Consider the following 26909-nt stretch of genomic DNA (forward strand, 5'->3'; position numbering starts at 1 on the left):
AACACAACCGTCTTTCCCTTCCAGGCCCGCTCACAAGCGGGCCTTCTTCTAAATCGCCGTGCGCCAATGAAGGACCGAGGCGCTGCAAAAGGCGCATCCGATGTTCGCCGCCCATCGAAGGTTGGGTTCATTTCTAAATGGCAGCCGCCGAAGGAGTCAAGGAGAAAGCGATATGACTGACAAGATATTCAACGTGCTATTTCTATGCACAGGCAATTCCGCGCGCAGCGTGATGGCCGAAGCGCTGGTCACGATCCTCGGTAAAGGCCGTTTCAAAGGCTACAGCGCCGGCAGCAAGCCGGGCGGCACAGTCAATTCTTTTGCGATAGAGCAAATCAAGCACTTCGATCCCGCCTATCCAACCGGCGAAATGCGCAGCAAGAGCTGGGACGAGTTTGCGCTGCCGGATGCGCCGCACATGGATTTCATTATCACCGTATGCGACAGCGCGGCCGGCGAAACCTGCCCGTACTGGCCCGGGCGTCCGGCCACCGCCCACTGGGGATTTGTCGACCCGGCAGCGGTAGCCGGAAGCGACGACGACAAGCGTGCCGCCTTTCAACAGATATTTGGCCAAATCCTGACAAGCATGCAAGCGTTCGTCGCCTTGCCGATCGAGGCTATGGACGACAACGCGATCCGGCAAGAGATCAGCAAAATCGGCGCGCTTCCGGCATGAGCACACAGGCACGCCGTTTGGTGGCCGAAGGTCTGGGCACCGGACTGTTGCTGGCGGTGGTGGTCGGCTCGGGCATCATGGTCGAACGCATGGCGGGCGGCAACGCGGCGATCGCACTACTAGCCAATGCGATCGCCACCGGCGCCGGATTAGCCGCGTTGATCCTGATGTTCGGCACGCTCTCCGGCGCGCATTTCAATCCGGTCGTGACCTTGTCGGAGGCGTGGCAGAAGAATATACCGACATCCGAGGTGCTGCCGTATATCGCCGTGCAAGTGATCGGAGCCTTTGCAGGCGTCGCGGCTGCGCACCTGATGTTCGGCCAGCCGGTGTTTTTTGCGTCAGCGCACGTGCGTACCGGCGGTGCGCAATGGTGGAGCGAATTCGTCGCCACTTTCGGATTGCTGGCCGTGATCATCAGCTGCTCGCGCAGCCGTCCTGCAACGACGCCGTTTGCGGTTGCCGCCTATATCACTGCCGCCTACTGGTTCGCGTCTTCGACCTCGTTCGCCAATCCCGCCGTCACGCTGGCGCGTGCCGCCAGCGATACTTTCGCCGGCATCCGTCCGATTGACGCGCCAGGTTTCATCGTCGCGCAACTGCTTGGCGCTGCGGCGGCGACCTTGCTGTTTTGCTGGCTCTATCCAGCGCCGCCGCAAAACGCGACCGTCGGCGGCACGGTGGCTCCCGGCGATTTCGCCGCCCAGCAGGATTCCTAGCAACAATGCCGGTCCGCTACGATTCGTGATTCATGGCGCAGGTTCCAGCAGCGCCAGCATCGAGTACGCGGCCAATTTGCCATGCGCCAGCGTATCGACCGCGCCCGGGCTGGCAAATAACACGTCGGCCTCGGCTAGCCGCAGCAACGCATCCAATGCGATCGCGACCGGCTGCAGGCCCAGGTTGAGCATGAGCAGCAGCTCCGTATCGTCACCCATGCGCCAGCGCGCGGCGACCGCTGCCGGACCAATCGCCTGGGCATCGAGTGCATGTGCGTGTTGCAGCCGCGGAATGATGTGCGCATGACGAATCGCCAGCAGTTCAGCCAGCATTTCGTCCAACGGCGCAGCGCCGGCAGCGGCAGCAGTTGGCGCTGCCGGGATCGAGCGCGCAAAGGTGGCCGCCGCGTTGGGATCTGGAATCAGCGTCAGCCGTGCGGCGTCTGCAAATCCCGGAAAGTCGGCAAATTGCCGCCGTCTGCCGCTCCGCACCGCCTCAGCCAGCGCAGCATCCGCATGACTGGTGAAATACAAGAAGGGTTGGCTCGCATCGACTTCCTCGCCCATGAACAACAACGGGATTTGGGGCGACAACAGCAATAGCGCTTGCGCTGCGTGCAAGGCACGCGGATCGGCCAACATCGTCAGGCGTTCGCCAAACGCCCGATTGCCGATCTGGTCGTGATTCTGCAAAAACAGCACGAAAGCGGTCGGCGCCAGGCCGGCGCTCGGTTCGCCCCGCGCCTGCCCTTGCCGAAAGGCCGAAGCCTCACCTTGATAGGCAAAGCCCTCAGCCAGACAGCGTGCCAGTTTTTGCGCCGGCTGCTCAGCGTAGTCGACGTAATACGCGTGCTGCTCGCCGGTCAGCAGCACATGCAGCACATGATGACCGTCGTCGTTCCACTGCGCATCGAAAGCACCGGCAGTAAGCAAATGTGCGGCATTGCCCTCATGTTCCAGTATCAAGTGAATCTGTCTTTGCGGCTGCTCAGCCGCGACAGCGGCACGCAAGCGCAGCGCCAGTTCCGGCAGCCAGTCTTGCTCGCCGATGGCATCCGCCGCAGCCAGCCGCAAACCGTCGAAACGATATTCCTGCAGCCAGTACAAGGCGTTCTCGATAAAGAATTCGCGCACCTCGTGCACGCGGAAGTCGATCGCACGCCCCCATCGCGTGCTCTGGTCATTGCGGAAAAACGGCGCGGCGTAACTGCCGAGATAATTTCCGTCCGGGCCGAAATGGTTGTACACCACGTCCAGCAACACCATCAGGCCAAGTCCGTGGGCGCTGTCGATCAGCGCCTTCAGTTGCTCCGGCGTGCCATACGCGGCGTCGGGCGCAAACGGCAGCACGCCGTCATAGCCCCAATTGCGCGGCCCTGGAAACTCGGCTACAGGCATCAACTCGATCGCCGTGATGCCCAGCCGCGCCAACCTCGGCAGCCGCTGCGCAACTGCCGCGAAGCCGCCCAGAGCGCCGACGTGCAATTCGTACAAAACCGTTTCATGCCACGGCCGTCCCTGCCATTCAGGATGCAGCCATTGATAACGGTTCGGCTCGACCACCAGGCTGGCATCGTGGATGTCGCCGCGCTGGGCCCGCGAGGCCGGGTCCGGCACCAGCAACTCGCCATCGCGGTCCGACTGCAGTCGATAACGATAGGCGCTGCCGGCGGCACACATCAGTTCCGCTTCGAACCAGCCGGGGTGTGCGGCCTCCGGCGTCATCGGCAGCGGCTCCTGATCCTCAAGTTCGACCGCAACCGCGCTGGCGCTCGGCGCCCATAAGCGGAACCTGGTGCGGTCGGGTCCAATGCAGGTCGCGCCGAACGGCAATCGGTAGGCATAGTGCGCTGTCACTCGGATTCTCCCAGTTTGCGGCGGTCGAATAGCATGAGGTTCTGCGTCCGGAACGCGACAGTATCGGCGGCAGATGGCGGCCAATTGTCGGTGGCCTCGTCATTTGACATAGGGACTGGTCAGGCTTGCCGCAACCCGGCGCCTGGCCGCCAAGGGGCAAACCAGGATTGTAAGACGTCTGCGAGCCAATTAGTGAGGCTCTCTTCTTGATTGACTACTTTTGGCAGTTGCTTGAAGCGCAGCAGAAACTCCCCGATTCTTTGGCTGACAACCATTGATCGTCACCAGGTAGAGCTTGCGCTCTTTAACCGGCAGCGCTTGGCTTGGTTCATGAAAGCAACCCACGACCGCCTGGTAGATTTTGCGCATGTTGTGAATGATCTGTGCTACGTCCATGACGCATCCTTTCCTAGGGAGTTTTCTGAAACACGCTTAGAATTTTATCAACAGTTTTGCAAAATTCAAGAACGGTTAAGACATTCTTATCAGGCGAATCATGTCATTTTTGCTTACCAATTTGCGATTGAAAAATGACTCACGACTCCTATACTGAAAATCGCCTGAACGCGCTTATAACAATGTAAGAACAAGCGCTGGCGCTGATGTGCGGCGAATCCGACAGCACCATGGAATGGTGTCCCGTATTAACTTGAATGCGCCAATCTAGGGCGCAAATCGAGTGCGTAAAAATAAGCGCACAAATCGAATGCACAAATTGAGTGCATAAGTGAAATGTGTAGTACACAAATCAAATGCACCCACTGAGTGCGTCATGACTATTCTGGAATGTTTTTTTCAAAACAAGGAGTGATCATGAAAATCAGATCAACCGCTACTTGCTGCGCCGTCATCGGCGCATTGCTGGCGCCGATTGCGAGCTACGCTGCCGATTATTCGATGCCGGCAAAACCGGTGATGATCGTCAAGGATTCGGTCATCACGACAAAAATCAAGACCAAGCTGGCCGCGGAAAAACTGACCTATGCAAAAGATATCAAAGTCGATACCGACAACAGCGGCGTCGTGACCTTGAGCGGCAGCGTCACCAGTCAGGACCAGGCGGACAAGGTCGCTGCCATTGCACGCGATACCGAGGGCGTCAAGTCGGTCGTCAACAACATTAAAATAAGCAGTTCCGGCTACTAGCGTCCCGCCGACGGGTTGAAGTGTGCTGGTCGACGGATGCCAGGCCGACCAATCTTTATGGAGGTCACATGTTAAGCAAACAGCTATTCATCGCCGCAGCCATCGCCAGTACGGTCTTAACAGGATGCAAGAAAACCGATGAAACACCGCCACCGGCGACACCGATGGAAGCCCCGGCTCCGCAGGCTGCACCGGCTACTCCAGCGCCGCCGCCGGCAGATACCGCAGCCGGAACGGCCCCCGCCCCCGCCAAGAGCGGGGAGGCTCCCAAGGCGCCTGGGGCATATTAGGGCCTGTTGACATAGTGTGATAACGCCCACCCATTGCCCACTGATAGCGCGATGAGTAGGTCGACCTGCAAGCAGCTGACAAGATTCTTTAGGAGACTTCCCGATGAAAGCGACCACGATCTTGCTGATGATGTTCAGCCTGTCCGGCACAGCGCTGGCGCAATCCCCGTCGACGCCGCCAGAACTGCCCGCCGACATGCAACCGCAGTTGCAACCTCCGCTCGAACCGCCAATGCCGCCGCAGCAGCCTGAAACCCACCCCCCGATGCAAATGCCGCCGCAGATGCAACAAGCGCCAAGCCCGACTCAGATACCGTCTGGTGCGACGAATAAATCAGTGCCCTCCTCCGGCCCGATCAGCGTCCAGCCCAAGACCGAAAACGGCTTTACCACCTTGTGCGGCGGCGTGGGCCTGGATGAATCCACCTACATGAAACGCGCCGCCAAGAACTATGACGTGATGTCCACCTTTGCCGCCCGCGGCGGCAATTACCTGGCGGATGTCAAACTGGATATTTCGGATAAGAGCGGCAAATCGACATTGCAAACGACTTGCGACGGCCCAATACTGCTAATCAAGTTTCCGCGTGCCGGCACCTATCGGATACGGGCCGATGTCGGCGGCAATGTACAGACCAAAACCGCGCAAATACAGGGCAAGCACGGCGTGCAAACGATGGTCTTTGTGTGGTCCGGCGGCTAGCTTGCTGGCGGGCTTGAGAATAGTGCGAGAAATGGGAGTTGATGAAAGCAGGCAAATCGTAGGGCGGAAAAGCGTAGCGCCTTCCGCCGTTGGATGCACCACCAATGTTTGACGCATCCAGAACGGCGGAAGGGTGTAGCAGGGATTTCGGATGGCATGCTATCCGCCTGCGTAACGGTATCCGCTTGCAAGCGGATACGCGCCCTGCAAGGGCTGCGCTTTTCCGCCCTACAGTGATGGAGGTGTTGTCGGCCCTAGCCTACTTGGCCTTGATATTGCAGTTCTCTTTCAAGAATTTCATCGCTCCGCTGTATTTCGCATCCGAGTCGTCCAGCAGATAGTCCATCGCTTCCGGCAGGAACTCGTCTTGCCACAGGGACAGCAGGTTTTCCTTGATCTCGAACGGCGCCGATTGCTTGATGAAGGCCGCGACCGCGTCGCTGTCGAAGCCGTGTTGTCGGACCTGGCGGATCATGGCCCTAGCCTCGGTTTCCGAGACTGTCGATTTGGGCGTGGCGCCGGTGGCGATGCACATGAAGACTGTCAGGCGGGAATACGGGTCTTCCTTGCCCTTGGTGACCTTGTGCCACTCTTTTGACACCAGCGCATCGAAGTCGCCGACGTCTTCCAATCCGGTCTCGCGCAGGAAATAGCGCGACTCGACCGCATTCAGCAGGGCGTCCAGCGCCAGTTCCGGATTGGCGATCAACGGCGCGTCGTGCTTGTCGATTTCGCGCAGGATCCTGGCGGCGATCGCTTGGTATTGGACCGGAACATCCTCCAGTATTGCTTTTGGCATGCGCAGTTTGCCACTGGCGCAGGTTTTGCCCCTGATGGCGTCCATCAATTTGGCGAATTCGATCCGGTTGGGGCAGCTTTCGCCGCTGCCGGCCCGCACCAGCAGCGCGGTACGGATCACCGCTTCGGCCGCAATGAAATCGAGTGCCGCCGGCGCCACCTCCATGCCCTTGGCCAACCAGAGCGCGGCGTCCATGGTGGCGGCGGCTTGCTCGCGTGCCTGGCATTCTTTCCGATAAGCGCTCAACGAAAACGGCTTGGCCAGCGTACGTTCATCCTGGAACGCTTGCAGCGATTGACCTTTGATATCGCCGAATACCGTGCAATCGGGCCGCGCATGCAATGCTTTCAGCATCTCGTTGCCGCCGCGCGAATGGGACAGGAAAGTGTTGTCGCGCAGCGATTGCGCCGCGGTCAACAGGTTGCCGTCGTACTTGTGTTCCAGGTAAAGGCTGATCAGGTTGACGATTCTTTGGCGGGCGTTCTCGAGGTCGGTGTAGAGGTGGCTGGTGCCGAAATAATTCGCCACCTGCACCGTGCCTTTGGCGCCGTCGACGATCATGGCTTGACAGCTGGCGTGGTCGAGGATGCCTTCTTGCAAGCCAAGGCAGAGCGCCTTTTCAAAAAAGGGACGCTTATCGACTGTTGCGACATTCCGGTGATGATCGGCCATGGATAGTAAGGAAGTGATGAGGGATTGACGGCGGCATGGACGCCTGATGCGCCCGGCAAAACTCGCCGGGCGGTGGTGCAAAGCCTGATTACAGCGCCGATTCCTCGGTTGGGTCGATAGTGACTGTCTTTTTGGGGATCGCCGCTGCCGGTGCCGCCGCTTCCGGTTCATGCTGTTGTTGCTCCAGCAGCTCCAGCTCCGCTTCGCGCCGCAAGCGTTCCTTCAAACGGGTTTTCAGCACCGGCCAGATCTGTCTGAACATGTCCGGGTGTTCGTGCTTGAGCAGCCAGGTCAGTTGTTTCCAGTCGTGATCGCTGATTTCCGCTTTGTCGACGGCGTCGCGCTCTTCCATCAGGTTGATGTTGAAAGTGTCGTAGGTGACAAAATGCACCACTTCCTCGTCGCGGTCGGACAGATAGTCGATCAAGGCTTCGCAGCCGCCGTCGACATCGCCGATCGCTTCAAGGAATTCGCCGGTCGGCGCATCGTGGCGGAACAGCACGGCATTGATCATGCCGCGCAGCCGCGCATGGGTATGGTCGCCGTACAGCTTCTCCATGACCACGGCGCGCGCGAATTGCTCCGGCGTCACCAGCAGGTTGACCACCGACTCTTTGGAAGCGTCGAATTCACGGATGACGGCCAGCAGATCCTTGGGCGGCAACTCTTCCAGCACAGCGATCAGCGCGCGATCGCCTTCGGTGTCGGCCAGACTGACCAGTGCGTACTCGGCACCGGCAATATCGCCGTTGCGGATAAGGCTTGCTGCTTTTACTACTAGCGAGTTGGACATAGGCTTACTTGGTAAAAACGAATTTATATGGATGAGCGATGGGGGCTTTAGGGGTGCCCGTTAGCCGAGGCGATCGAAGCCTTGTTCCTCCAGCCACGCGGCGCCTTCGGTCTCAAGATCCTGGTCGTCATCGTCGTCCCGTTCCACGCCTTCGACGCTGTCGTCGGACTCGGCATTCCCGGCGCTGCCGGCGTATTCGCCATGGAAATTGCCGTTGCTTTTTTCGTGCAGGTATTCAAGGCAGACGGTGGTAATCATGAAGCGTTCGCCGCCGCTTTCCTGCAGCGCGATGGCGCTGAGTTTTTCTGCCCACGGCTCGAATTGCACGGCATCGGAGACCTCATCCCATGATGGGAACTCGTCCGGCTCGCAGGTCGACAGCAGGACCATCGCGCCCGGATTGCTATAGCTCACCCCGCGGTGGAAGGTAACGGCGACCATTTCGGGGGCGATTTCGATCATCGGCATCATCAAGGCGAACTGCGACCGCTTGTCTTTCAGCCGCGACGCCAGGATGTCTTTGCCCTCGGAATCGCTTTGCAGGTCTTCCAGTTCGGCCTGATAGGCCTTGGTCAAGTCTTCAAAATAAGTAGAAAGCATCATCGTAAAACTTTGTCCATATAGGTTTTCCAGATTTGTTCGGCGGTTTCGACCGGGTTTTCCAGCAGGCTGCGGCGCCGGTTTTCGTCGTAATCCTGTCGTTTTGCCGGGACCGACAGCAAGTCGTAGGCTTCCTGGACTTCGCGGAATCTGGCGGGGGCGTCGAGCGCCGCATTTTTGTCGGGATGAAATTCTGACGCCTTCTTGCGGTAGGCGCTTTTGATAGCGCCATCCGACGCATCACTGGCTATGCCGAGAATGGCGTAATAATCTTTCATTCGTCCTTGGGCGTAAATGTGCGTCTGTACTGTGAGTTGATGCTGGCGATTATCGAAGATTGTTGCTGTTTCTCATAGGATACATTCTAAGGAAATATTCGCCGGAGGTGCGGGAGGATACACCACTCTGGGGGTAGACGTCGATGATGGGTGATTTTGCTGCCCTCGCGCGCACCGGGCAGCAGTGGGCCTGGGGAGATAGATGAAGGCGGGACGATACGGCGCTGAACAACTGTTCGCAACCTGGCCGACGCGCTGCCGAACGTCACCGCAGCAGGTGTCGGCCAGGAGCGCGGTTACGCTATTTATTTCGCGCCAAGCAGCTTGGCGCTCTTGGCGACATCTTCCGGCTTGACCCAGAACAGCGCGCCGTAACGCCCTGCGCCGCCGACGGTCGCTTGCATCGCGGTGACGTTGATACCGGCCTCGGCCAGCTTCCCTAACGCATCCGCCAGCGCCCCGGCCCGGTCCTCGCCCTGGACCAGGAAGGCGACCTTTTTAGGACTCATTTCCCAGCCGGCCTTCTTGGCGACGACAGTGAATTTCTTCGTGTCTTCGGGCACAAAATCCAATTGCGCCCGACGGTTGCGCGGAAAGCCGGTGAACGCCAGCAGGTTCACCTCCTTTTCCGCCAGCATCGACAGCACCTTCAATCCTTCGCCGGGCTTGTTGGCAACCGTCATCGAAAAATAGTCCGCCTTGCGTATGGAATCAGCCATTTTTATCTCCTTGTTGTCATCCCAAGCATCAAAAACAATCGACCATTTCATGCATAGCAAAGATTAAGATGAATAGCAATGTGCGCTTTGAATTTACTGCGAAAGAGAGGTGTACGATGCAAGTCTGCTGGCGAATTTCCGCGCTGGCGCTCGCTCTGCTGCCGATAGCCGGCATCCCGACGGCGAGCTCGGCGCCCCTACCGACGGAGGTAAAACCCATGAGCATGACGCTTAATTCTTCGGCCTTCCCACCCAACGGCGCGATCCCCAAGCGCTACACCTGTGAAGGCGAAGACCTTTCTCCCGATTTGTCATGGAGCGGACTGCCGCCGGGCACCCGCAGCCTGGCCCTGATCGTCGACGACCCCGATGCGCCCGACCCGGCCGCGCCGCAACTGACCTGGGTGCACTGGCTGCTGTATAACATTCCACCGGAGACGGCTGGAGTCAAGGCCGGCATCGCCGCGGCGCAGCTACCCGCCGGCACCAAGCAAGGATTGAACGACTGGCATCGCACCGGCTACGGCGGCCCCTGCCCGCCTATCGGCCGCCACCGCTATTTCCACAAGCTGTATGCGCTCAACGCTGTGCTGCCAGACTTGGCCAACCCGACTAAGGCCGCACTGGAAAAGGCCATGACCGGCCATGTGATCGGCAGCACGACGCTGGTCGGCACCTACCAGAAAGGGCAATAGTCGGCTAATCGCCTAAGGGCTTGGCAAAGCTCAGTTCATGCCGATCGGGATCGCGGATGTGAAAGTAGCGCTCGCCCCACAGGGCGTCGCGCGGCGGCGCTTCGGGGCCGAGATTGCGGGCCACGGCCCGGGCGTAGACCGCGTCCACGTCCGCCACATAGAAGATGATGCGGCCCCACCACGACCATTTCTGCGAGGCCGGTTGCGCGATCAGGTTCAGATAGCCGGAGCCGGCATGCAAGCTGGTGAATGATGCGTCCTCGCCGCCGTAGCGGACGACAAAGCCGAGCGCGCAATAAAACCTGACAGCGCGCGCCATGTCGTGCGTCGCCAGCGTGACGGCGCTGATCGAGGTGATGATAGGCGTCGCTTCATTGCCTGCTGATGTTCTTGCTGGGGGCTCCACGCGACTTTCCTCCATGTCGATTGCTGCAGGTAGCGGATCAGAGCTTGTACCCGAACTGTCTCAGCAAATCCTTGCGCCACTTTATGTCTTCTTCGGTTTCGATATTTTTAGGAGGGAACCCATCCACCACCCCCAGGATGGCGCGCCCTTGGTCGGTCTCGGCCAGAATCACTTCAGTCGGGTTGGCGGTCGCGCAGAAAATGCGGCACACCTCCGGCACCATCTTGACGGTGTTGAGCACATTCAGCGGGTAGTAGCCTTCGCCAAGAAAAACGATGAAGCAATGGCCGGCGGCAATCGCCTTGGCGTTTGTCTGGGCCAGCGCGATCAGCGCCGGATCGGTGCCCGACCAGCGCACCAGGCACTTGCCGGAGGCTTCGCAAAATGCCAGCCCGAACTTGATGCCAGGTACCGCGCCTACCAGGGCTTCATGGATGTCTTCGACGGATTTGATGAAATGGGTCTGGCCAAGGATGAAGTTGCAGGCTTCCGGCTTGTCTATTTTGACCGTGATCAGTTGCATATCGAACCCCTCCTTATTCTTGCGCTTAGACGGTCAACCGGATTTGCCGATCTAACAATGACTCGCGCAATAAAAAGGCTCACTAACCGTGGCGGTTGGTGAGCCTGGACCAAGATGTCAGCCTGAAACCTCCTCCTAAGCGACAACGAGGATTTTCATTGCATGCCAGAATCTTCGATCAGGGAGGATTTTGAATGTTGGAAGCTTGCTTCCCTTTGGGACCTTCTGTGACATCGAACGTGACTTTTTGACCTTCTTTGAGGGTCTTGAAACCTCCCATCTGGATCGCGGAAAAGTGTGCGAACAAATCTTCGCCGCCGTCATCCGGGGTGATAAAGCCGAAGCCTTTTGAATCGTTGAACCATTTAACAGTACCGGTTGCCATAATGCATCTCTCAAAAATTACCCACCACACGAGCTGTACAAGCAAGAGGCCGCGCGTCACGCTGTCCCCACTTCAACTGCTCCCCTTGCTTTAGTAAGCATCGACCAGCAACACCTACCCATAGCAATTCATTGTTTTCGTTAGACTTTCAGAAGTCAAGGTCCGCTGCATGAAATGACAGGGTCTGATCCATCCCATCGATCATCCCTGACCTGCACCATTCCCTGCTCCACCCTAACCGGAAAAATCGCCACCGGTTCGTACGCGGGCGGTCCCAAGGCGTCGCCGGTCTTGATTGAAAAATGGGCGCCGTGACGCGGGCATATCACTTCGTCGCCATCCACGGACCCGCCGGTGAGGATGCCGCCATCGTGGGTGCAGACGTCCTCGATCGCATAGTATTTGCCCGCTACATTGAACACTGCGATCTGCACGCCGTCGACATCGACCGTGCGAAATTGCCCGGGCAGCAGCTCTTGTGCCGGCGTCACATCAACCCAATCAGCCATGGCGACGCTCCCGCTTACAGCATCCCTAGTTCCAGACGCGCCGCCTCGGACATCATCTCCCGCGTCCATGGCGGCTCCCAGACCAGTTCCACTCTGGCTTCGGTGACGCCGGGGACGCCGTTGACCGCGCACTCGACGGTGTCCGGGAAGGTTTGCGCCACCGGGCAGGCGGCCGAGGTCAGGGTCATGCGTAGCATCACCGCGCCTGACGCTTGCACGTCCAGCGCATAGATCAGTCCCAGGTCGTAAATATTCACAGGGATTTCCGGGTCGTAAATCGTGCGTAAAACCTGGATCACCTGCTGCTCCAGCGCCTGAACGTCGGTGGCCGGCGGGCGTGCTTGTGCCAGTTCTTGCTCCCCAAGCTGCTCGGCCTTTTTCAGCCAATCGAAAACGGACATTTTGCGTTCCTTTCCAGGTTCCCAAGCTGCGCGCTCATTCCGTGCTTACCGGATCCGTCTGGTTTAGCAAGGCCGCGTGCAAGGTATGCCAGGCCAGCGTCGCACACTTCACCCGCGCCGGAAATGCGCGCACCCCGGCCAGCACTGTCAATTTGCCAAGATCCGGGCCGGGCGCGGCGGCATCCTGCGTCAGCAGGTGGTGAAATTCCTGGAACAAGGCTTCGGCCTGCTGTTCGGTCTTGCCCTTCAGCTGTTCCGTCATCAAGGAAGCGGACGCGGTCGAGATGGCGCAACCTGCCCCCTCGAAGCTGAGATCCCGGATCACGCCGTCTTCCAGCTTCACATACAGCGTCAGGCGGTCGCCGCACAGCGGGTTGAAGCCTTCCGCCTTGCGATTGGCGTCGGCCAGTGCATGAAAATTCCGCGGTTTGCGGTAGTGGTCGATGATGACCTCTTGATAGAGTTCGCGCAGGTCTGTCATGCCGCCCCCCGTTGCTGACGTCCGAACATGTCGATGACTTTATCTATCCCCGCAAACAAGGCGTCGATCTCATCGCGCGTGTTGTACAGAGCGAACGAGGCACGTGCGGTGGCGGCGATCTGGAAATGCTCCATCACCGGCATCGCGCAATGGTGTCCAGCGCGGATGGCAACCCCTTCGCGGTCGAGAATGGTGCCGATGTCATGCGGATGCACGCCGTCCAGCGTGAACGACAGGATGCCGGCCTTGTCTTGCGCGGTGCCGATCAGGCGCATGCCGGGCACGTCATGGGCCAAGCGCGTGGCGTAGGCCAGCAAGTCATGCTCATGGGCCGCAATGCTATCCAGCCCGAGCGCTTGCACGTAATCCAGCGCCGTACCGAGCCCGATCACGCCGGCAATGTTGGATGTACCCGCTTCGAATTTATAGGGCAAGACGTTGTACAGAGTTTGCTTGAAAGTGACTTGACTGATCATGTCGCCGCCGCCTTGATACGGCGGCATCGCGTCCAGCAATTCAGCCTTGCCATACAGCACGCCGATCCCGGTCGGACCGTACAGCTTGTGCCCGGAGAACGCATAAAAATCGCAGTCGAGATCCTGCACATTGACCGCCATGTGCGGCACGGCTTGCGCGCCGTCGACCAGTACTACAGCGCCCATCGCGTGCGCCAGTTCGATGATGCGATGGATCGGGTTGACGCTGCCGAGCGCATTCGACACATGGGCCACTGCCACCAGTTTGGTGCGTGGATTGAGGCATTTTTCAAACTCGTCCAGCATCAATTCGCCGGCGTCGTTGATCGGCGCCACCCGCAACACCGCGCCCGTCTGTTCGCGCAGCAGCTGCCACGGCACGATGTTGGAATGATGCTCCATTTCGGTGAGCAAGATTTCATCGCCGACCTGGAACAGGTTGCGGCCATAGCTCTGCGCCACCAGGTTGATCGCTTCGGTGGTGCCGCGCACGAACACGATCTCGCGGTTGTCGCCGGCATTGATGAAGCGCCGCACTTTCATGCGTGCGCCTTCGAACGCGGCGGTGGCGCGCTCGCCCAATTCATGCACGCTGCGGTGGATGTTGGCGTTGAGCTCGCTGTAATAGCGGCGCTCGCAGTCGATCACGCTGTGCGGCTTCTGGCTGGTGGCGGCGTTGTCGAGATAGACCAGCGGCTTGCCATGCACGGTTTGTTGCAGTATTGGAAAATCGGCCCGCCAGCGCTGCACATCGAAGCCGAAGGCAGGCTGAGACTGGACGGCGGCCAGGTCGTTTGCGTCATTCATAGCAGCTCCCTGATTTGATGGCCGCCCGGCAGGCGGTTGATCAGCAGCTCTTCCAGCCGTTCTTGCAGCAGCGCGATGCCGACCCGCTCCACGATTTCCGAGGCGAAGGCATAAGTCAGCAGCGTAATGGCCTGCGCCGCGTCCACCCCGCGCGAACGCAGGTAAAACACCTGGTTTTCATCCAGCTGCCCGACCGTCGCGCCGTGCGTGCACTTGACGTCGTCGGCATAGATTTCCAATTGCGGCTTGGTGTCGACTTCGGCGGTATCCGACAGCAGCAGGTTGCGGTTGGAGAGATAGGCATCGCTCTTCTGTGCGTCCGGGCGCACGATGACCTTGCCGTTGAACACCGCGCGCGCCGCGCCGCCCAGCACGCCCTTGTAAAATTCGCGGCTGACTCCGCCCGGCTGGGCGTGGTCGATGCTGGTGTGGTGATCCATATGCTGCCGGCCGCTGGCCATATACAAGCCGTTCAGCGTTGCTTGACAGCCTTCCTGATTGAAGCAGGTGCCGATGTCGTTGCGCGACAGCAGGCCGCCCAGCGCGAACGAATGCGAGGTAAAGCGGCTGTTCTGCGCTTGCTGGACATCGATGCTGGCGATATGGAATGCGTGGCCGCTTTCCTGCTGCAGCTTATAGTGCTCGATCGCGGCCCCCGGCTCGAGCACAATCTGCGTCACGGCATTGGTGAAATAGGCGATGTCGTCCGCACCGATATAGTGCTCGACGATCGTGGCCCGCGCGCCGGGGCCGGCGTGGATGATGTGGCGCGGATGAGTCATCAGGTCAGCTTCGGTGGCGATGAACAGAAGATGAATCGGCGCTTCGACTTCCACCGTCGGAGCCAGTTCGATGTAAGCGCCATCGTTCCAGAAAGCGGCGTTGAGCGCGGCGAAACCGTTGCTGCCAGCCGGCATTGCGTCAAACTTGCTTGCATGATCCGCCAGTGCTGCTGCCAGGCTTAGCACTGTTGCACCCTGCGGCAGCGCTTTGAGCTTCGACAAGGCTGGCGCATAGCGGCCGTTGATGTACACCAGCAGATAATCGTCGCTTAATGTCAATTCGGCCAACTCGGCCACTTCAGCCAATTCGCCCAGTTTGCCGATCGTGAATCCGTCCGCGCCGTTGCTTGCTTGCGGGACGAAATTGAAGCCGCGCTTGGCTATCATGCCGACATTGGTGTACTTCCAGTCTTCCTGCGCGGTGTCGGGAAATCCCAAGGCGCAAAAGCGTTCCAGCGCAGCATGCCGCGCCTGCTGCAACCACAACAGATCGGCGCCGGCGAACTGGGTTTCCAGTTGGGCAAACTGTTCTCGGTAACGGCTGGCGGTTTCCGTAATCATTTAAATTCCCGCCTCTTGGCAAGGATGATGTTCCGCACTTGCAGGGAGCGCCGCCGGTTCCTTGCCGGGGTCGCTGTCACCCGCGCCTGCGTCACTGCGGTCTGGCGCCGCCTGGGCTGACGTACCGGCGCCTTTGGCGTCGTCGGCGAGCGTTGGTAAAAAGCGGCTTTGCTCATGGCGACGCTGCTCCTTCCGTTGTGCCGGCCGGCAGCGACTCGACCCAGGCGTAGCCGTGGCGCTCCAGCTCCCACGCCAGTTCCGGCCCGCCCGATTTGACGATCCGTCCCTGCGCCAGCACATGCACATAATCCGGTTCGATGTAATTGAGCAAACGCTGGTAGTGGGTCACCAGGATGATGGAGCGCTGCGGGCTGCGCATGGCGCTGATGCCCTTGGCAACGATCTTCAGCGCGTCGATGTCGAGGCCGGAGTCGGTTTCGTCCAGGATCGCCAGCCGCGGTTCCAGTACTGCCATCTGCAAGATCTCGTTGCGCTTCTTTTCGCCGCCGGAAAAACCTTCGTTGACGGAGCGATACAGCAGGCTGGGGTCCATTTCCATCAGTTTTAACTTGTCCTTCACTCGCACCAGGAAATCCATCGCATCCAGTTCGCTTTCGTCGCGATGCTTGCGGACCGCGTTGAGGCCTGCCTTGAGCAGGTAGATATTGCTGACGCCGGGGATCTCCACCGGATACTGGAACGCCAGGAACACGCCGTTCCTGGCCCGTTCTTCGGGCGGCATTTCAAGCAGGTTGTTTCCCTCATAAGTGACCGTACCGGCGGTGACCGTGATATTTTCCCGCCCGGCCAGCAGTTGCGCGAGTGTGCTCTTACCGGAGCCGTTCGGACCCATGATGGCGTGCACTTCGCCCACTTTGACGCTAAGGTCGATGCCACGCAGGATGGGCTGGTGGTCGACTTCGACGTGGAGGTTTTTGATCTCTAGCATGGTCGCTATCCTTACTACTGTCTTATCCAATACTGCCTTCCAGGCTTACGCCCAACAATTTCTGGGCTTCCACCGCGAATTCCATCGGCAGTTCCTTGAACACCTCTTTGCAGAAACCGTTGACGATCATTGAGACCGCGTCCTCGGCCGAGATGCCGCGGCTCTGGCAATAAAACAGCTGGTCTTCGCCGATGCGCGAGGTGGAGGCTTCATGTTCGACCTTGGCGGTGGCGTTTTTGACCTCGATGTACGGGAAGGTGTGGGCCTTGCACTTATCGCCCAGCAGCAGCGAGTCGCACTGGGTGTAGTTGCGCGCACCGACCGCACTCTTGGCGATTTTGACCAGGCCGCGGTAGGCGTTTTGACCATGCCCGGCCGAGATGCCTTTGGACAGGATCGTGCTACGCGTGTTTTTCCCGTAATGGAACATCTTGGTGCCGGTATCGGCCTGCTGATAGTGATTGGTCAACGCCACCGAATAAAACTCTCCTACCGCGTTGTCGCCTTGCAGCACCACGCTCGGGTATTTCCAGGTGATGGCCGAGCCGGTCTCGACTTGGGTCCAGGAGATCTTCGAATCGGCTTCGCGGCAATCGCCGCGTTTGGTGACGAAGTTGTAAATGCCGCCCTTGCCGTCCTTGTCGCCCGGATACCAGTTTTGCACCGTCGAGTACTTGATTTGCGCGCCTTGCAGCGCGATCAGCTCGACCACTGCGGCGTGCAATTGATTTTCGTCGCGCATCGGCGCGGTGCAGCCCTCCAGATAGCTGACGTAAGCGCCGCGGTCGGCGATGATCAGCGTGCGCTCGAACTGGCCGGTGTTCTTGGCGTTGATGCGGAAATAAGTCGACAGCTCCATCGGACAACGCACGCCGGGCGGGATATAGCAGAACGAACCGTCGCTAAATACGGCGGAATTGAGCGAGGCAAAAAAGTTATCGGTATAAGGCACCACCGATCCCAGGTATTGCTGCACCAGTTCGGGATGCTGCTGCACCGCTTCGGAAAACGGGCAAAAGATAATGCCTAGCTCGGCCAGTTTTCCCTTGAAGGTGGTGGCCACCGACACGCTGTCGAACACCGCGTCCACCGCGACCCCGGCCAGCAACTCGCGCTCCTGCAGCGGCACGCCCAGTTTCTCGTAGGTCCGCAACAGTTCCGGATCGACCTGATCCAGGCTCTTCAGACCGTCCTGGTTCGATTTCGGCGCCGAGTAATAAACGATTTCCTGGTAGTCGATTGGCGGGTGCCGGACCGTCGCCCAGTGCGGCTCGGTCATCGTCAGCCAGTGGCGATAAGCCTTCAGCCGCCACTCCAGCATGAACTGCGGCTCATTCTTCTTGGCCGAAATCATGCGGATCACTTCTTCGCTCAAGCCTTTCGGCACCGCATCGGATTCGATGTCGGTGACAAAGCCGTGCCTGTAAGGTTTATTTACCAGCGCTTCCAGCATCTCCGCCACGATAGTCTCCTGCATTCTTCATCAAGAAATCACACGCTGAAACTCTCGCCGCAACCGCACTCGTCTTTGACATTGGGGTTGCGGAACACGAAGGTTTCGTTAAAGCCATCTTTGGCAAAGTCCACCTCGGTGCCGTCGATCGCGGCCAGACTGACAGCGTCCACCAGCACCTTGATGCCGTGGCTGACGAACACCCGGTCGGTGCTGCCGATGGCATCGGCAAAGGCGATCGTGTAGCCCAGTCCGGAACAGCCGACTTTGCGCACGCCCAAGCGCAAGCCGATGGCCTTGCTGTTCTCTGCCAAAGAGTTGCGGACGTGTTGCGCTGCGCTTGTTGTCAACCTGATTGCCATGGCGCTACTCCTCAGCTTCTGGCCGCTCCACCAAAGGCAAGCTGCGCTGCTCGCGTTGCAGCATGATCAACGGCTGGGCGCGACCCGGCTGGTGCTTTTCCACCAACTGCGACAATCTGACCGATGCCAGATAGCGGACGATTTCCGTATTCAAATTGGCCCACAACTCATGCGTCATGCAACGCTTGCCATCGTGACAATTGAGCTTGCCGAGACACTGGGTCGCCTCTATCGATTCATCCACCGCTTGCAGGATGTCGGCGACCGAAATGTCGTGCAATTCCCTGGCAAGAAAATAACCGCCGCCCGGGCCGTGCAGGCTTTCCACCAGATGATCGCGATGCAATTTGGCGAACAGGTGTTCCAGGTAGGAGCGGGAAATTCTTTGTCGGCGACTGATGTCGTTCGCTGTCACCGGACCGTCGTTGCTGTGCAGGGCCAAGTCCAGCATCGCCGTTACGGCATAGCGCCCTTTGGTGGTGAGTCTCATGGATAAGTGTCCACAATGCAGCAGTTTTTGCTTGAAACCTTCGCCTTGCAGGCGCTGGAACAAGCGGCAATACCATACAATTTTAGTCAACCATTTACGATAAAAGTTCGTTCAATCTCGTTGCCAATTGCAGCTTCCCGGCACAAAACAAAACGACCCGTCGCATCTGCGTCCGGGTCGTCAAGAAAGTAAGTTGGATGGGCTTGGTTTTAGCGCCGAGTCGCCTTGTGGCTCAAGCCCGATCCCCCCTGATGTAGTGTTCGAGCTGCTGGATAATGAATTGCTGCTCGGAGATGATGTCTTTGACCAGGTCGCCGATCGAGATCAGGCCGACCAGCTTGCCGTTGTTCATCACGGGCAGGTGGCGCAAGCGGTTTTCGGTCATCAAGGCCATGCATTGCTCATTGGTTGTTTCGGGACTCACATACATGACGTTGGAAGTCATGATGTCGCGCACCCGCGTATCTTTTGACGTGCGTCCCAGCAGATCGACCTTGCGCGCCAGATCGCGTTCGGTAACGATGCCGATGATTTGCTCGCCCTCCATCACCAGCAGCGCTCCGATATGTTTCTCTGCGAGTAGCTTGACCGCATCCAGCACCAGTGCCGTCGGCGGAATGCTGAAAACCGTCTGGCTTTGTTTGGAACGGAGAATGTGTGCGACAGATTGCATGGCGAGCCTCCTTTATGGTCGAAGTCGAATTCCTAGTTTGGTTGATTTGACCCCGCATGACAATCGCTTTTGTTGACGCTGGCGCAAGCTTGGGTCAGGCCCCGCACGCGCCCCCTTGCCCTGCCTCGACGACCGGCGTATCGATCAGCGGCATCAGATTGGGTGCCAGCATTTTCAGCAATTGCACCGGCAGCGCGCTGGTGAAGTCGTAACGCGCCGCTTGCGGCCCCGGGACGTGGGCGGTGAGCGTGCCAAAGAAGCGTCCTTCGATGTTGAACACGAATGTGGCGGAACGGCTCACCACCCGCGACTCGATCAGTTGGCCGTGCGGGCCGTACACATTGAAACGATGGTCGCCGGTGCCGGTTTTGCCGCCGATCTGGATCGCGCTGCCGTCGGTGCGCACAAACGTGCCGTTGATGCGTTTGGCGGTACCGTCAGCCACCACTTCACGCAGTGCGCCGCGCAAAGCTTGCGCCACCTCCGGCGGCAATACCTGTTCACCGTTGCCGGTGCGGTGTTGCAGCAAGGTATCGTAGGGCGTATCGGCGGCAAAGCGCAGCGATTCGATGCCTGAATTCGGCTTGCGCACGCCGTCATTGACGATGATGCCCATCAATTCGGCCAGCGCCGCAGGACGATCGGCCGAAGCGCCGAGCGCGCTGGCGTAGGACGGCACCATCGAATCGAACGGGTAGCCCAGCCGCTTCCAGTCGCGGTGTATTTCCTTGAAGCCATCCACCTCAAGCAGGTTGCGGATGCGCTTGTCCTGCGCCGGTTTGCGGCGGCTGCTGAACAACCAGTGATACACCTGCTGCCGCTGATCGGCGCTGGCCGCGGTCACTTTGGCCCAATCGGCATCGGGGTGGGCGCGCAGGTACGCCACCATCCACAGCTCCAGCGGATGCACGCTGGCGACGTAGCCGCGATCGGCGAGCGACATTTTCTGCGGCGAATATTGCGCATACAGTTTGGCAAGTTTCTTGTCTGTCAGTGCTTTATCTGTCTGCTGCTTGTTTTTGATGAATGCGGAGAACTGCTCGAACGAGGCATCCGGCGCAATGCTGAGGTACACGCTGGCCAAGTGCGGCGGAGTCGGGCGCAGGCCGTGCAGCAGCAATTGCTCCATCTGTTCCGAGCTCTTGCCCTGGTATTTGCGGAAGAAACGCTGCAGGTAGACCCGCCCTTCCTGGTCCGCGAAGCGGCTCAGGTACTGCCGGCGGCGGGGATCGTCGGCGTCCTGCAACAAGCGGGCGGAGTCGCCCACGTTGCGGAACATGTAATGGTGAACCACATCGCGCATCAAGCGCACGAACACCAGGTTGACCGAATTGCGCAAGCCCTCGCGCACCGTCAACACCCGGCTGTTATCTTCGCGCTTGAAATTGACGAAGCTGTGCAAGCCGCCGCCGGTAAAGAATTGCTCTCCCGGGTTGGCGGAATAGCGGCGCTCCAGCGCAGCTTCCAGCATCTCGCTCAACGAAGCATCGCCGTTAGGACGGATGGCCAGATAGTCAATCGCCCAGCGCGTGATGGGGTCCTGCGGATCGACCGGGACCGCATGCAATTGCTGCGCATCGAGATCGCCGTAGCGCTGATGCAAGCTGGCAACGATTTCCAGATAGGTAACCAGCGTGCGCAGTTTGGCTGTAGAGCCGAGATCAAGCTTGGTTCCCATGTTGATGTCGAACGGCTGGTCGAAATTGTCGGTTTGCACCCGCAGATAATTGGCATTCTCGCCGCGTTCATACAGCGTAAAGCTATAGATCACCTTGGACGGGTCGCCCCGATCCAGCAACTGCTTCTGGTGCAAACCCGCCGCCTCGGCTTTGGCCGGATCACGCAATCCAAGTAAAACGCCGGTCACCGCGTTTTGCACCCGCAAATCCAGCGTGCTGAGCACAGTCAGGTCGTAGCGATCCAGATCATACAGGCGCGAAATGCCCAGCAAGCCGCCCAGCTGGGTGCGCATGCTGGTGGCGGCCTTGCGTGCAACGAACGACTCTTGTGACGCCGCAACGTAGCGCCGCTGCGTGCTGAGAGTGGTCCTGAGCGCCGCATCGCGCAGCGCCGGCGAGATGACACCGGCGTTAGCCAGCAAGCGCAGGTAACTATTGGTCAATTCGTCCAACTGCTCGGCGTTGCCGCCGAAAAAATGCGAAGGCCGGCGCTGCGAAATCAGCAGGCTGAGCGCTTGTTTGTAGGCTTGTGCCGCCCCGCCCTGATTTTCAGCGTAAGTCCGGTTCTCAGTCTGCTCGACAACCGCTCGCAACAGCTGGTTAACTTCCCCGAAATCGCGCCCGTACCAGGCCCACATACCGTCGCCCAAACCATGGATCTCGCCGTAGCCGGGTTTGGCGGAAAGCGGCATCGTGTTCATATAATCCAGCACGATCTGGCGGCGGGCGGCGGTCGTGTCTTCGCCCTGTTGATATGCGCGCACCGCGGCCGACACCATCTGCCGCACTTTTTCCTTGATCGATGCGGTGCGACCGCCCGGCGAATGGCGGTACTTCTCGATTTGCGTCGCCAGCGTGCTGCCGCCAGGCGTTTTGTCCTCTGTGCTGAACTTGTGCAGCGCCTGCATCAGGACCGCCTTGCCCAGCCGGTTCCATTCCACCGCCGGATTGCGTTTCGGATCTTCTGCGTTGAGCAATTCACGGTTCTCGATGAACAACAGGCTGTCGATCAGCAGCGGCGGCAAATCTTCGAAGCGGTCGTAGACGCGCTCCGGATAACGCACGCCAAACAACGGCTGCTGGCGACAATCGAGAATAATCAGCCCGGCCTGGGTCTTTTCGCGATAGGGAACGAAGATGCCTTCATCAATCAGCTCAGTCATGCGCGGCGACATCCGCGCCTGTTGGCTGATTTCGAAATCCTTGCTTTGCAGCTTGTCCAGGAAGGTCGGCAGTTGGGAATATCCGAGCCGCTTATCGTAGGGGCCGCTGTGAGGAAACCGTATCGAGGAACTCAGTCCGGACCCGAGTTGATAGGTCGCCGGTCCGGCCAGGTCGGCGAAAAAGCGCGCCTGGTAGGCAGAAGTCCGCATTTCCGCGTTGACCAGCTGCACCGTCACGCCTATCAGCGCCAGCAATCCCAGCACGATAACCGCCTTGAACAGCCGACGCACCCATGAAGCCTTGCTTGCTTGCATGATATTTCCCGGATATGGTCGTACGCGGCTTGCTACGTTGACGATGCCTGATGCTTGGCGCCTAACGAAATGGGCCGCTATTGATAGCCCCAATAATGTTAATTGTAGCTGGTCGGCGTGCAGAGATTATTTAAAAATTAAGCGCCGATGATGAACAGCCGGCGGCCGCGCATGGCGCCGAAAGCGCGTAAGCTCACTCATCAAACATTTCCCAAAGGATCGCACGCTGACTACAATACTTTCACCGGGAAAATGTAATCGCAGATTGCACTGGAGATACACCATGACTCGCAAGACTCCGATCGAACGCTATCGCAATATTGGTATTAGCGCCCACATTGATGCCGGCAAGACCACCACCACCGAACGCATCCTGTTTTATACCGGCGTCAGCCATAAAATCGGCGAGGTGCACGAAGGCACGGCGGCGATGGACTGGATGGAGCAAGAGCAAGAGCGCGGCATCACGATCACCTCGGCCGCCACCACTTGCTTCTGGAAAGGCATGGCCGGCAACTATCCGATTCACCGGATCAACATCATCGACACCCCGGGCCACGTCGATTTCACGATCGAAGTCGAACGCTCGATGCGGGTGCTGGATGGCGTCTGCATGATCTACGATGCGGTGGGAGGGGTCCAGCCGCAGTCGGAAACAGTGTGGCGCCAAGCCAATAAATACAAGGTGCCGCGGCTCGCCTTCATCAACAAGATGGACCGGGTCGGCGCCGACTTTTTCCGGGTCCATCAGCAGATCCGCGAGCGCCTGAAAGGCAACGTGGTGCCGGTGCAGATCCCGGTCGGCGCCGAGGACAGTTTCCATGGTGTGGTCGACTTGATTAAAATGAAAGCTATCATGTGGGACGATGCCTCGCAGGGCGTGATGTTCGAGTACATCGACATCCCGCCGGCATTGTCGGCCAGCGCCCAGGAATGGCATGCGCGCATGGTCGAGGCCGCGGCCGAAGCCAACGAAGACTTATTGAAAAAGTATCTCGAAGGCGAAACGCTGAGCGAGGCGGAAATCAAGGCCGGTTTGCGCCAGCGCACTATCGCCGGCGAAATCGTGCCGATGTTATGCGGCAGCGCTTTCAAGAATCGGGGGGTGCAGGCTTTGCTGGATGCGGTCATCGACTATATGCCGGCGCCGACCGATATCCCGCCGGTCACCGGCATCGACGAACACGATCAGCCTACCCAGCGCCGCGCCAGCGATGATGAAAAATTCGCCGCCCTCGCCTTCAAGATCATGACCGATCCTTTCGTCGGCCATTTGATCTATTTCCGGGTTTATTCCGGCGTGATGATTTCTGGCGATGTCGTGTTCAATCCCAACCGCAACAAAAAAGAACGCATCGGCCGTCTGTTGCAGATGCATGCCAACCACCGCACCGAAATCAGCGAAGTGTATGCAGGCGACATCGCCGCCGCGGTCGGCTTGAAAGAGGCGACCACCGGCGACACGCTGTGCGATCCTGCCAACGTGATCATCCTGGAACGGATGATTTTCCCGGAACCGGTGATCTCGCAAGCGGTGGAGCCCAAAACCAAGGCCGACCAGGAGAAAATGGGGATCGCGCTGAACCGGCTGGCGGAGGAAGATCCGTCGTTCCGGGTCAAGACCGATGAGGAATCGGGCCAGACCATCATCTCCGGCATGGGCGAGTTGCACCTGGAAATCCTGGTCGAACGCATGCGGCGTGAGTTCGGCGTCGATGCCGCGGTCGGCAAGCCGCAAGTGGCGTTCCGCGAAACCATCCGTAAAACCTGCGAATCCAGCGAAGGCAAGTTCATCAAGCAATCGGGCGGCCGCGGCCAATACGGCCACGTGGTATTGAAAATCGAGCCGCAACCGGCCGGCAAAGGTTTCGAGTTCGTCGATGCGGTCAAAGGCGGCACCGTGCCGCGCGAATTCATCCCGGCCGTCGAAAAAGGCATCCTGGAAACCCTGCCCTCGGGCGTGATGGCCGGCTATCCGGTGGTGGATGTCAAGGTGACGCTGTTTTTCGGTTCCTCGCACGAGGTCGATTCGAACGAGAACGCCTATCGGATGGCGGCTTCGATCGCCTTCAAGGACGGCTGCCGCAAGGCAAGTCCGATCCTGCTGGAACCGATGATGGCGGTCGAAGTCGAGACGCCGGAGGAAAAAATGGGCGATGTCATGGGCGACCTGTCGGCGCGGCGCGGCATGATCCAGAGCATGGACGATATTCCCGGCGGTGGCGGCAAAGTGGTCCGCTGCGAAGTGCCGCTGGCGGAAATGTTCGGCTATTCAACCACCCTGCGCTCGCTGACCCAGGGCCGCGCCACTTACACGATGGAGTTCAAGCACTACGCCGAAGCCCCGACCAGCGTGACCGATGCAGTGGTCAATTCCAGGCATGTCGGCAAGTCAAAACACTGAAAACCTACTGCGCGTCCCAATCTCGGGGCTGCGATGCTCACCCGCTCCGTACGGCTGCAGGTGTTCCAACATCGTCGCCCCGACCTTGGGCCGCTCGCTACGGTTTTTTGAGATGCTCTGAGAATAGGTGCCAAGCGTCGAACACAATTGCTTACATTATGAGCAAAACTTGGGGCCCGCCGAGCATCTCTAACGCATATGGAAAAGAAGGAGGCTTATTATGCGTACACTCATGTTCCTGGCCCTGAGCGCCATGCTCTCCGGTTGCGCGACGGAAGCCGAACGCGCCGCGCAAGCACAGCGCGATGTCGATGAAATGGTCCACGTCTATGGCCCGGCTTGCGACCGGCTCGGATATAAAGCCGACTCCAACCAGTGGCGCGATTGCGTGCTGCGTCTGGACACAAAAAACAACATCGAACGCTACCCAATGACGACCACCTGCTTCGGGCATCACGGCTTCCTCCAATGCTCGACGTTCTGATGCTGGTGCTACCGGGATTTCGGTTTTCTGTAAAACATCAATGCGTCACATCAATGTCACGCATTGATGTCTTGCTTTGATCCCTGCCAGTGCACTTCATCCGATAGATCGACCGATTCGATGATGAAAAGCCTCGTTCATTTGCTGTTACTTCTATCCATCAGCATCCCGGGCTTGGCCGCCGAACGCTTCGATATCGATCCGCAACATACCTGGTCAATTTTCGAATATCGCAATTGGGGCCTGTCGCTGCAACGCGGCAGGTTCGATCGCAACGCTGGCTTCATCGAACTTGATCAACAAACAAAAACCGGCGTGATCGACATCGAAGTCGATGCCGCCTCGATCAGCACCGGCCTGGAACTGCTCAACAAGATCTTGCGTTCAGCCGATTTCTTCGATGTCGACCATCATCCCAAAATCAGTTTTAAATCGTCGCGGCTGCACTTCGACCAGGAGCGTCTGGTGCAGGCCGAAGGCGAGCTGACGATCAAGGGCATCACGCGGCCGACGACGCTGGAAGTGACCCATTTCGATTGCCATTCCACGGCGACCGGCGGCAAGCCCGCCTGCGCCGCCGACGGTTTTGCAAAAATTTCACGCAGCGATTTCAAGCTTGGCCACTTTACGCCGTTCGTCAGCGACGGCGTCACCCTGTATTTCAGCGTCGAAGGGGTAAAGAACTGACTATGCCCGCGCCAGATCGGCGTTGCCGGGCACCCGCTGATAACCGAACTGATTCCCCAATTGCCATGGAAAATAATGCAAATTCCATGTGTTCAGGCAATTCGCGTACAGCGCCAGGGCTGAAATCAGCGAGAAATACTCTTCCCTGGTTTTGAGATGGGGCAGGATGGCGAGAACCTCTTGCGTAAAACTCCACAGATCGTCGAGCCCGCAATACCCCAGGAATTCAGCCGGGGTTTTAATGAAATTCGGCGTCACGATGCGCAGCGTCTCCAGCGAAATATCCTTGTTCTCACACAGCCGGACCAAGCCGTTTAGTGCGTTGTAGCCGAGCGGCCGGGTTTCGCCGTTGACGAACACCATGGTCGACAGGTATTGCTCATAGCTGCCGGCACGGCTGGTGATTTGTCCGGAATGGATGTTGAGCACTTCCTGCGGCGGGCGAATCCAGATCAACTCTGTGGCGGCGCGTATCGCATGAATCAATTGCTTCACGTGGGGAGCGCCGGTCGCCGGTTCCCAGCGCAGCGAAAAATCGCCGCGCTTGGTCCCGTGATGGCTGACCCGGACCTCAATCACCTGCTTGGTTTCATGCGCCGCCTTCCAGCACGCCCGACCGGCTTCGCGCAGCAGCGGCAGGTGTTCGGGGATCACATGACCCACCGGCGCGGCCGGAATGTATTCGGACAAGGGTCCGTACTTGATCGCCAGATGCTGCAGCTGCGACAGGAACAGCGTGCCGTCCACAGATTTGGTGCGGTCTTCCTTGAATGCCGCAGCGGTATAGAGCAGTTCCGGGAACGGAGCCAGATGGTACAAATGATGGCCGGACACCAAGGCGTGATTCTGCAGGCTGTTGTACGGCAGCTTGTCCCACAGCAGATCCGCCAGCTGTGGATTCTTGTCGCGCTCCAGAACAGCGGTAACCGTAATGTCGAGGGACACCCAGGTGATGTCAATTTTGCGCAT

The 26909-nt window shown here is 59.0% G+C and carries 31 protein-coding genes; 9 read left to right on the forward strand and 22 right to left on the reverse strand.

Annotation, left to right across the window (positions count from 1 at the left end; genetic code table 11):
* The first annotated feature begins 172 nt into the window (after positions 1 to 172).
* On the forward strand, positions 173 to 679 hold the full coding sequence (locus tag ACFPM8_RS16820) for an arsenate reductase ArsC (RefSeq protein ID WP_378999086.1): 507 nt from the start codon (positions 173 to 175) through the stop codon (positions 677 to 679).
* Positions 676 to 1398: an aquaporin gene (locus ACFPM8_RS16825; RefSeq protein ID WP_378999088.1), complete on the forward strand. Its 723-nt coding sequence runs from the start codon at positions 676 to 678 to the stop codon at positions 1396 to 1398. The genes ACFPM8_RS16820 and ACFPM8_RS16825 overlap by 4 nt, the downstream gene beginning before the upstream one ends.
* Before the next feature lie 30 nt (positions 1399 to 1428).
* Here the strand turns inward: ACFPM8_RS16825 and treZ are convergent, their stop codons facing one another.
* Complete coding sequence (gene treZ, locus ACFPM8_RS16830; protein ID WP_378999089.1) at positions 1429 to 3255, reverse strand: malto-oligosyltrehalose trehalohydrolase; 1827 nt, start codon at positions 3253 to 3255, stop codon at positions 1429 to 1431.
* Between the two features lie 189 nt (positions 3256 to 3444).
* Entirely contained in the window at positions 3445 to 3651 is a 207-nt protein-coding gene (locus ACFPM8_RS16835; RefSeq protein WP_378999091.1) for a hypothetical protein, read from the reverse strand.
* A gap of 417 nt (positions 3652 to 4068) precedes the next feature.
* Here ACFPM8_RS16835 and ACFPM8_RS16840 point away from each other — a divergent pair, with 417 nt between their 5' ends.
* The 3 genes from ACFPM8_RS16840 to ACFPM8_RS16850 all read left to right on the forward strand — a co-directional run bounded on the left by ACFPM8_RS16840 (position 4069) and on the right by ACFPM8_RS16850 (position 5394).
* Positions 4069 to 4401, forward strand: a complete 333-nt coding sequence (locus ACFPM8_RS16840; RefSeq protein ID WP_378999093.1) for a BON domain-containing protein — start codon at positions 4069 to 4071, stop codon at positions 4399 to 4401.
* Between the two features lie 68 nt (positions 4402 to 4469).
* Positions 4470 to 4691, forward strand: a complete 222-nt coding sequence (locus tag ACFPM8_RS16845; protein WP_378999095.1) for a hypothetical protein — start codon at positions 4470 to 4472, stop codon at positions 4689 to 4691.
* Between the two features lie 103 nt (positions 4692 to 4794).
* Positions 4795 to 5394 (forward strand): hypothetical protein, encoded by a 600-nt coding sequence (locus ACFPM8_RS16850; RefSeq protein ID WP_378999097.1) that lies wholly within the window; start codon positions 4795 to 4797, stop codon positions 5392 to 5394.
* A 259-nt stretch (positions 5395 to 5653) separates the two neighbouring features.
* On the opposite strand, the gene ACFPM8_RS16855 is transcribed toward ACFPM8_RS16850, so the two are convergent.
* The 5 genes from ACFPM8_RS16855 to ACFPM8_RS16875 form a co-directional block, all read right to left on the reverse strand.
* Positions 5654 to 6793 carry a hypothetical protein gene (locus ACFPM8_RS16855; RefSeq protein WP_378999099.1) on the reverse strand — a complete coding sequence of 380 codons (1140 nt, stop codon included), beginning with the start codon at positions 6791 to 6793 and terminating at the stop codon, positions 5654 to 5656.
* A 160-nt stretch (positions 6794 to 6953) separates the two neighbouring features.
* Positions 6954 to 7658 carry a hypothetical protein gene (locus tag ACFPM8_RS16860; RefSeq protein WP_378999101.1) on the reverse strand — a complete coding sequence of 235 codons (705 nt, stop codon included), beginning with the start codon at positions 7656 to 7658 and terminating at the stop codon, positions 6954 to 6956.
* Between the two features lie 60 nt (positions 7659 to 7718).
* A complete protein-coding gene (locus tag ACFPM8_RS16865; protein ID WP_378999102.1) occupies positions 7719 to 8261 on the reverse strand; it encodes a hypothetical protein in 543 nt (180 codons plus the stop codon).
* Entirely contained in the window at positions 8258 to 8536 is a 279-nt protein-coding gene (locus tag ACFPM8_RS16870; RefSeq protein ID WP_378999104.1) for a DnaJ domain-containing protein, read from the reverse strand. The genes ACFPM8_RS16865 and ACFPM8_RS16870 overlap by 4 nt, the downstream gene beginning before the upstream one ends.
* Positions 8537 to 8841: 305 nt before the next feature.
* Positions 8842 to 9255, reverse strand: a complete 414-nt coding sequence (locus tag ACFPM8_RS16875) for an ACT domain-containing protein (protein ID WP_378999106.1) — start codon at positions 9253 to 9255, stop codon at positions 8842 to 8844.
* A 218-nt stretch (positions 9256 to 9473) separates the two neighbouring features.
* On the opposite strand from ACFPM8_RS16875, the gene ACFPM8_RS16880 reads away from it, so the two are divergent.
* Positions 9474 to 9950, forward strand: a complete 477-nt coding sequence (locus ACFPM8_RS16880; RefSeq protein ID WP_378999108.1) for a YbhB/YbcL family Raf kinase inhibitor-like protein — start codon at positions 9474 to 9476, stop codon at positions 9948 to 9950.
* A gap of 4 nt (positions 9951 to 9954) precedes the next feature.
* On the opposite strand, the gene ACFPM8_RS16885 is transcribed toward ACFPM8_RS16880, so the two are convergent.
* The 14 genes from ACFPM8_RS16885 to ACFPM8_RS16950 all read right to left on the reverse strand — a co-directional run bounded on the left by ACFPM8_RS16885 (position 9955) and on the right by ACFPM8_RS16950 (position 22365).
* Positions 9955 to 10371 (reverse strand): VOC family protein, encoded by a 417-nt coding sequence (locus ACFPM8_RS16885; RefSeq protein WP_378999110.1) that lies wholly within the window; start codon positions 10369 to 10371, stop codon positions 9955 to 9957.
* Between the two features lie 22 nt (positions 10372 to 10393).
* Positions 10394 to 10879: an adenosine-specific kinase gene (locus tag ACFPM8_RS16890; RefSeq protein ID WP_378999112.1), complete on the reverse strand. Its 486-nt coding sequence runs from the start codon at positions 10877 to 10879 to the stop codon at positions 10394 to 10396.
* Between the two features lie 178 nt (positions 10880 to 11057).
* A complete protein-coding gene (locus ACFPM8_RS16895; RefSeq protein WP_378999114.1) occupies positions 11058 to 11264 on the reverse strand; it encodes a cold-shock protein in 207 nt (68 codons plus the stop codon).
* 155 nt (positions 11265 to 11419) lie between these two features.
* Positions 11420 to 11773 carry a non-heme iron oxygenase ferredoxin subunit gene (locus ACFPM8_RS16900; protein WP_378999116.1) on the reverse strand — a complete coding sequence of 118 codons (354 nt, stop codon included), beginning with the start codon at positions 11771 to 11773 and terminating at the stop codon, positions 11420 to 11422.
* A gap of 14 nt (positions 11774 to 11787) precedes the next feature.
* On the reverse strand, positions 11788 to 12174 hold the full coding sequence (locus ACFPM8_RS16905) for an SUF system Fe-S cluster assembly protein (RefSeq protein WP_378999118.1): 387 nt from the start codon (positions 12172 to 12174) through the stop codon (positions 11788 to 11790).
* A gap of 34 nt (positions 12175 to 12208) precedes the next feature.
* Complete coding sequence (gene sufU / locus ACFPM8_RS16910; RefSeq protein WP_378999120.1) at positions 12209 to 12655, reverse strand: Fe-S cluster assembly sulfur transfer protein SufU; 447 nt, start codon at positions 12653 to 12655, stop codon at positions 12209 to 12211.
* A complete protein-coding gene (locus tag ACFPM8_RS16915) occupies positions 12652 to 13938 on the reverse strand; it encodes a SufS family cysteine desulfurase (RefSeq protein ID WP_378999121.1) in 1287 nt (428 codons plus the stop codon). Before ACFPM8_RS16915 ends, sufU begins: the two co-directional genes overlap by 4 nt.
* Positions 13935 to 15281 carry a Fe-S cluster assembly protein SufD gene (gene sufD, locus ACFPM8_RS16920; protein ID WP_378999123.1) on the reverse strand — a complete coding sequence of 449 codons (1347 nt, stop codon included), beginning with the start codon at positions 15279 to 15281 and terminating at the stop codon, positions 13935 to 13937. The genes ACFPM8_RS16915 and sufD overlap by 4 nt, the downstream gene beginning before the upstream one ends.
* A gap of 172 nt (positions 15282 to 15453) precedes the next feature.
* On the reverse strand, positions 15454 to 16230 hold the full coding sequence (gene sufC, locus ACFPM8_RS16925) for a Fe-S cluster assembly ATPase SufC (RefSeq protein ID WP_378999125.1): 777 nt from the start codon (positions 16228 to 16230) through the stop codon (positions 15454 to 15456).
* Positions 16231 to 16252: 22 nt separating this feature from the next.
* Positions 16253 to 17707, reverse strand: a complete 1455-nt coding sequence (gene sufB / locus ACFPM8_RS16930; RefSeq protein ID WP_378999127.1) for a Fe-S cluster assembly protein SufB — start codon at positions 17705 to 17707, stop codon at positions 16253 to 16255.
* Between the two features lie 14 nt (positions 17708 to 17721).
* On the reverse strand, positions 17722 to 18045 hold the full coding sequence (locus tag ACFPM8_RS16935; protein WP_378999128.1) for a HesB/IscA family protein: 324 nt from the start codon (positions 18043 to 18045) through the stop codon (positions 17722 to 17724).
* 4 nt (positions 18046 to 18049) lie between these two features.
* Positions 18050 to 18535, reverse strand: a complete 486-nt coding sequence (locus tag ACFPM8_RS16940; RefSeq protein ID WP_378999130.1) for an Rrf2 family transcriptional regulator — start codon at positions 18533 to 18535, stop codon at positions 18050 to 18052.
* A 232-nt stretch (positions 18536 to 18767) separates the two neighbouring features.
* Positions 18768 to 19208 (reverse strand): CBS domain-containing protein, encoded by a 441-nt coding sequence (locus tag ACFPM8_RS16945; protein WP_378999132.1) that lies wholly within the window; start codon positions 19206 to 19208, stop codon positions 18768 to 18770.
* A gap of 94 nt (positions 19209 to 19302) precedes the next feature.
* Positions 19303 to 22365: a transglycosylase domain-containing protein gene (locus ACFPM8_RS16950; protein WP_378999134.1), complete on the reverse strand. Its 3063-nt coding sequence runs from the start codon at positions 22363 to 22365 to the stop codon at positions 19303 to 19305.
* A 283-nt stretch (positions 22366 to 22648) separates the two neighbouring features.
* On the opposite strand from ACFPM8_RS16950, the gene fusA reads away from it, so the two are divergent.
* The 3 genes from fusA to ACFPM8_RS16965 all read left to right on the forward strand — a co-directional run bounded on the left by fusA (position 22649) and on the right by ACFPM8_RS16965 (position 25940).
* Positions 22649 to 24769, forward strand: coding sequence for an elongation factor G (gene fusA, locus ACFPM8_RS16955; RefSeq protein ID WP_378999136.1), 2121 nt, complete (start codon positions 22649 to 22651; stop codon positions 24767 to 24769).
* A 220-nt stretch (positions 24770 to 24989) separates the two neighbouring features.
* Entirely contained in the window at positions 24990 to 25253 is a 264-nt protein-coding gene (locus ACFPM8_RS16960; protein ID WP_378999138.1) for a hypothetical protein, read from the forward strand.
* 120 nt (positions 25254 to 25373) lie between these two features.
* A complete protein-coding gene (locus ACFPM8_RS16965) occupies positions 25374 to 25940 on the forward strand; it encodes a YceI family protein (RefSeq protein WP_378999140.1) in 567 nt (188 codons plus the stop codon).
* Here the strand turns inward: ACFPM8_RS16965 and ACFPM8_RS16970 are convergent, their stop codons facing one another.
* Positions 25941 to 26909 carry a cucumopine synthase-related protein gene (locus tag ACFPM8_RS16970; protein WP_378999142.1) on the reverse strand — a complete coding sequence of 323 codons (969 nt, stop codon included), beginning with the start codon at positions 26907 to 26909 and terminating at the stop codon, positions 25941 to 25943.

It is taken from the genome of Paraherbaspirillum soli, assembly GCF_042654985.1.
Lineage (GTDB): Bacteria > Pseudomonadota > Gammaproteobacteria > Burkholderiales > Burkholderiaceae_D > Paraherbaspirillum > Paraherbaspirillum soli.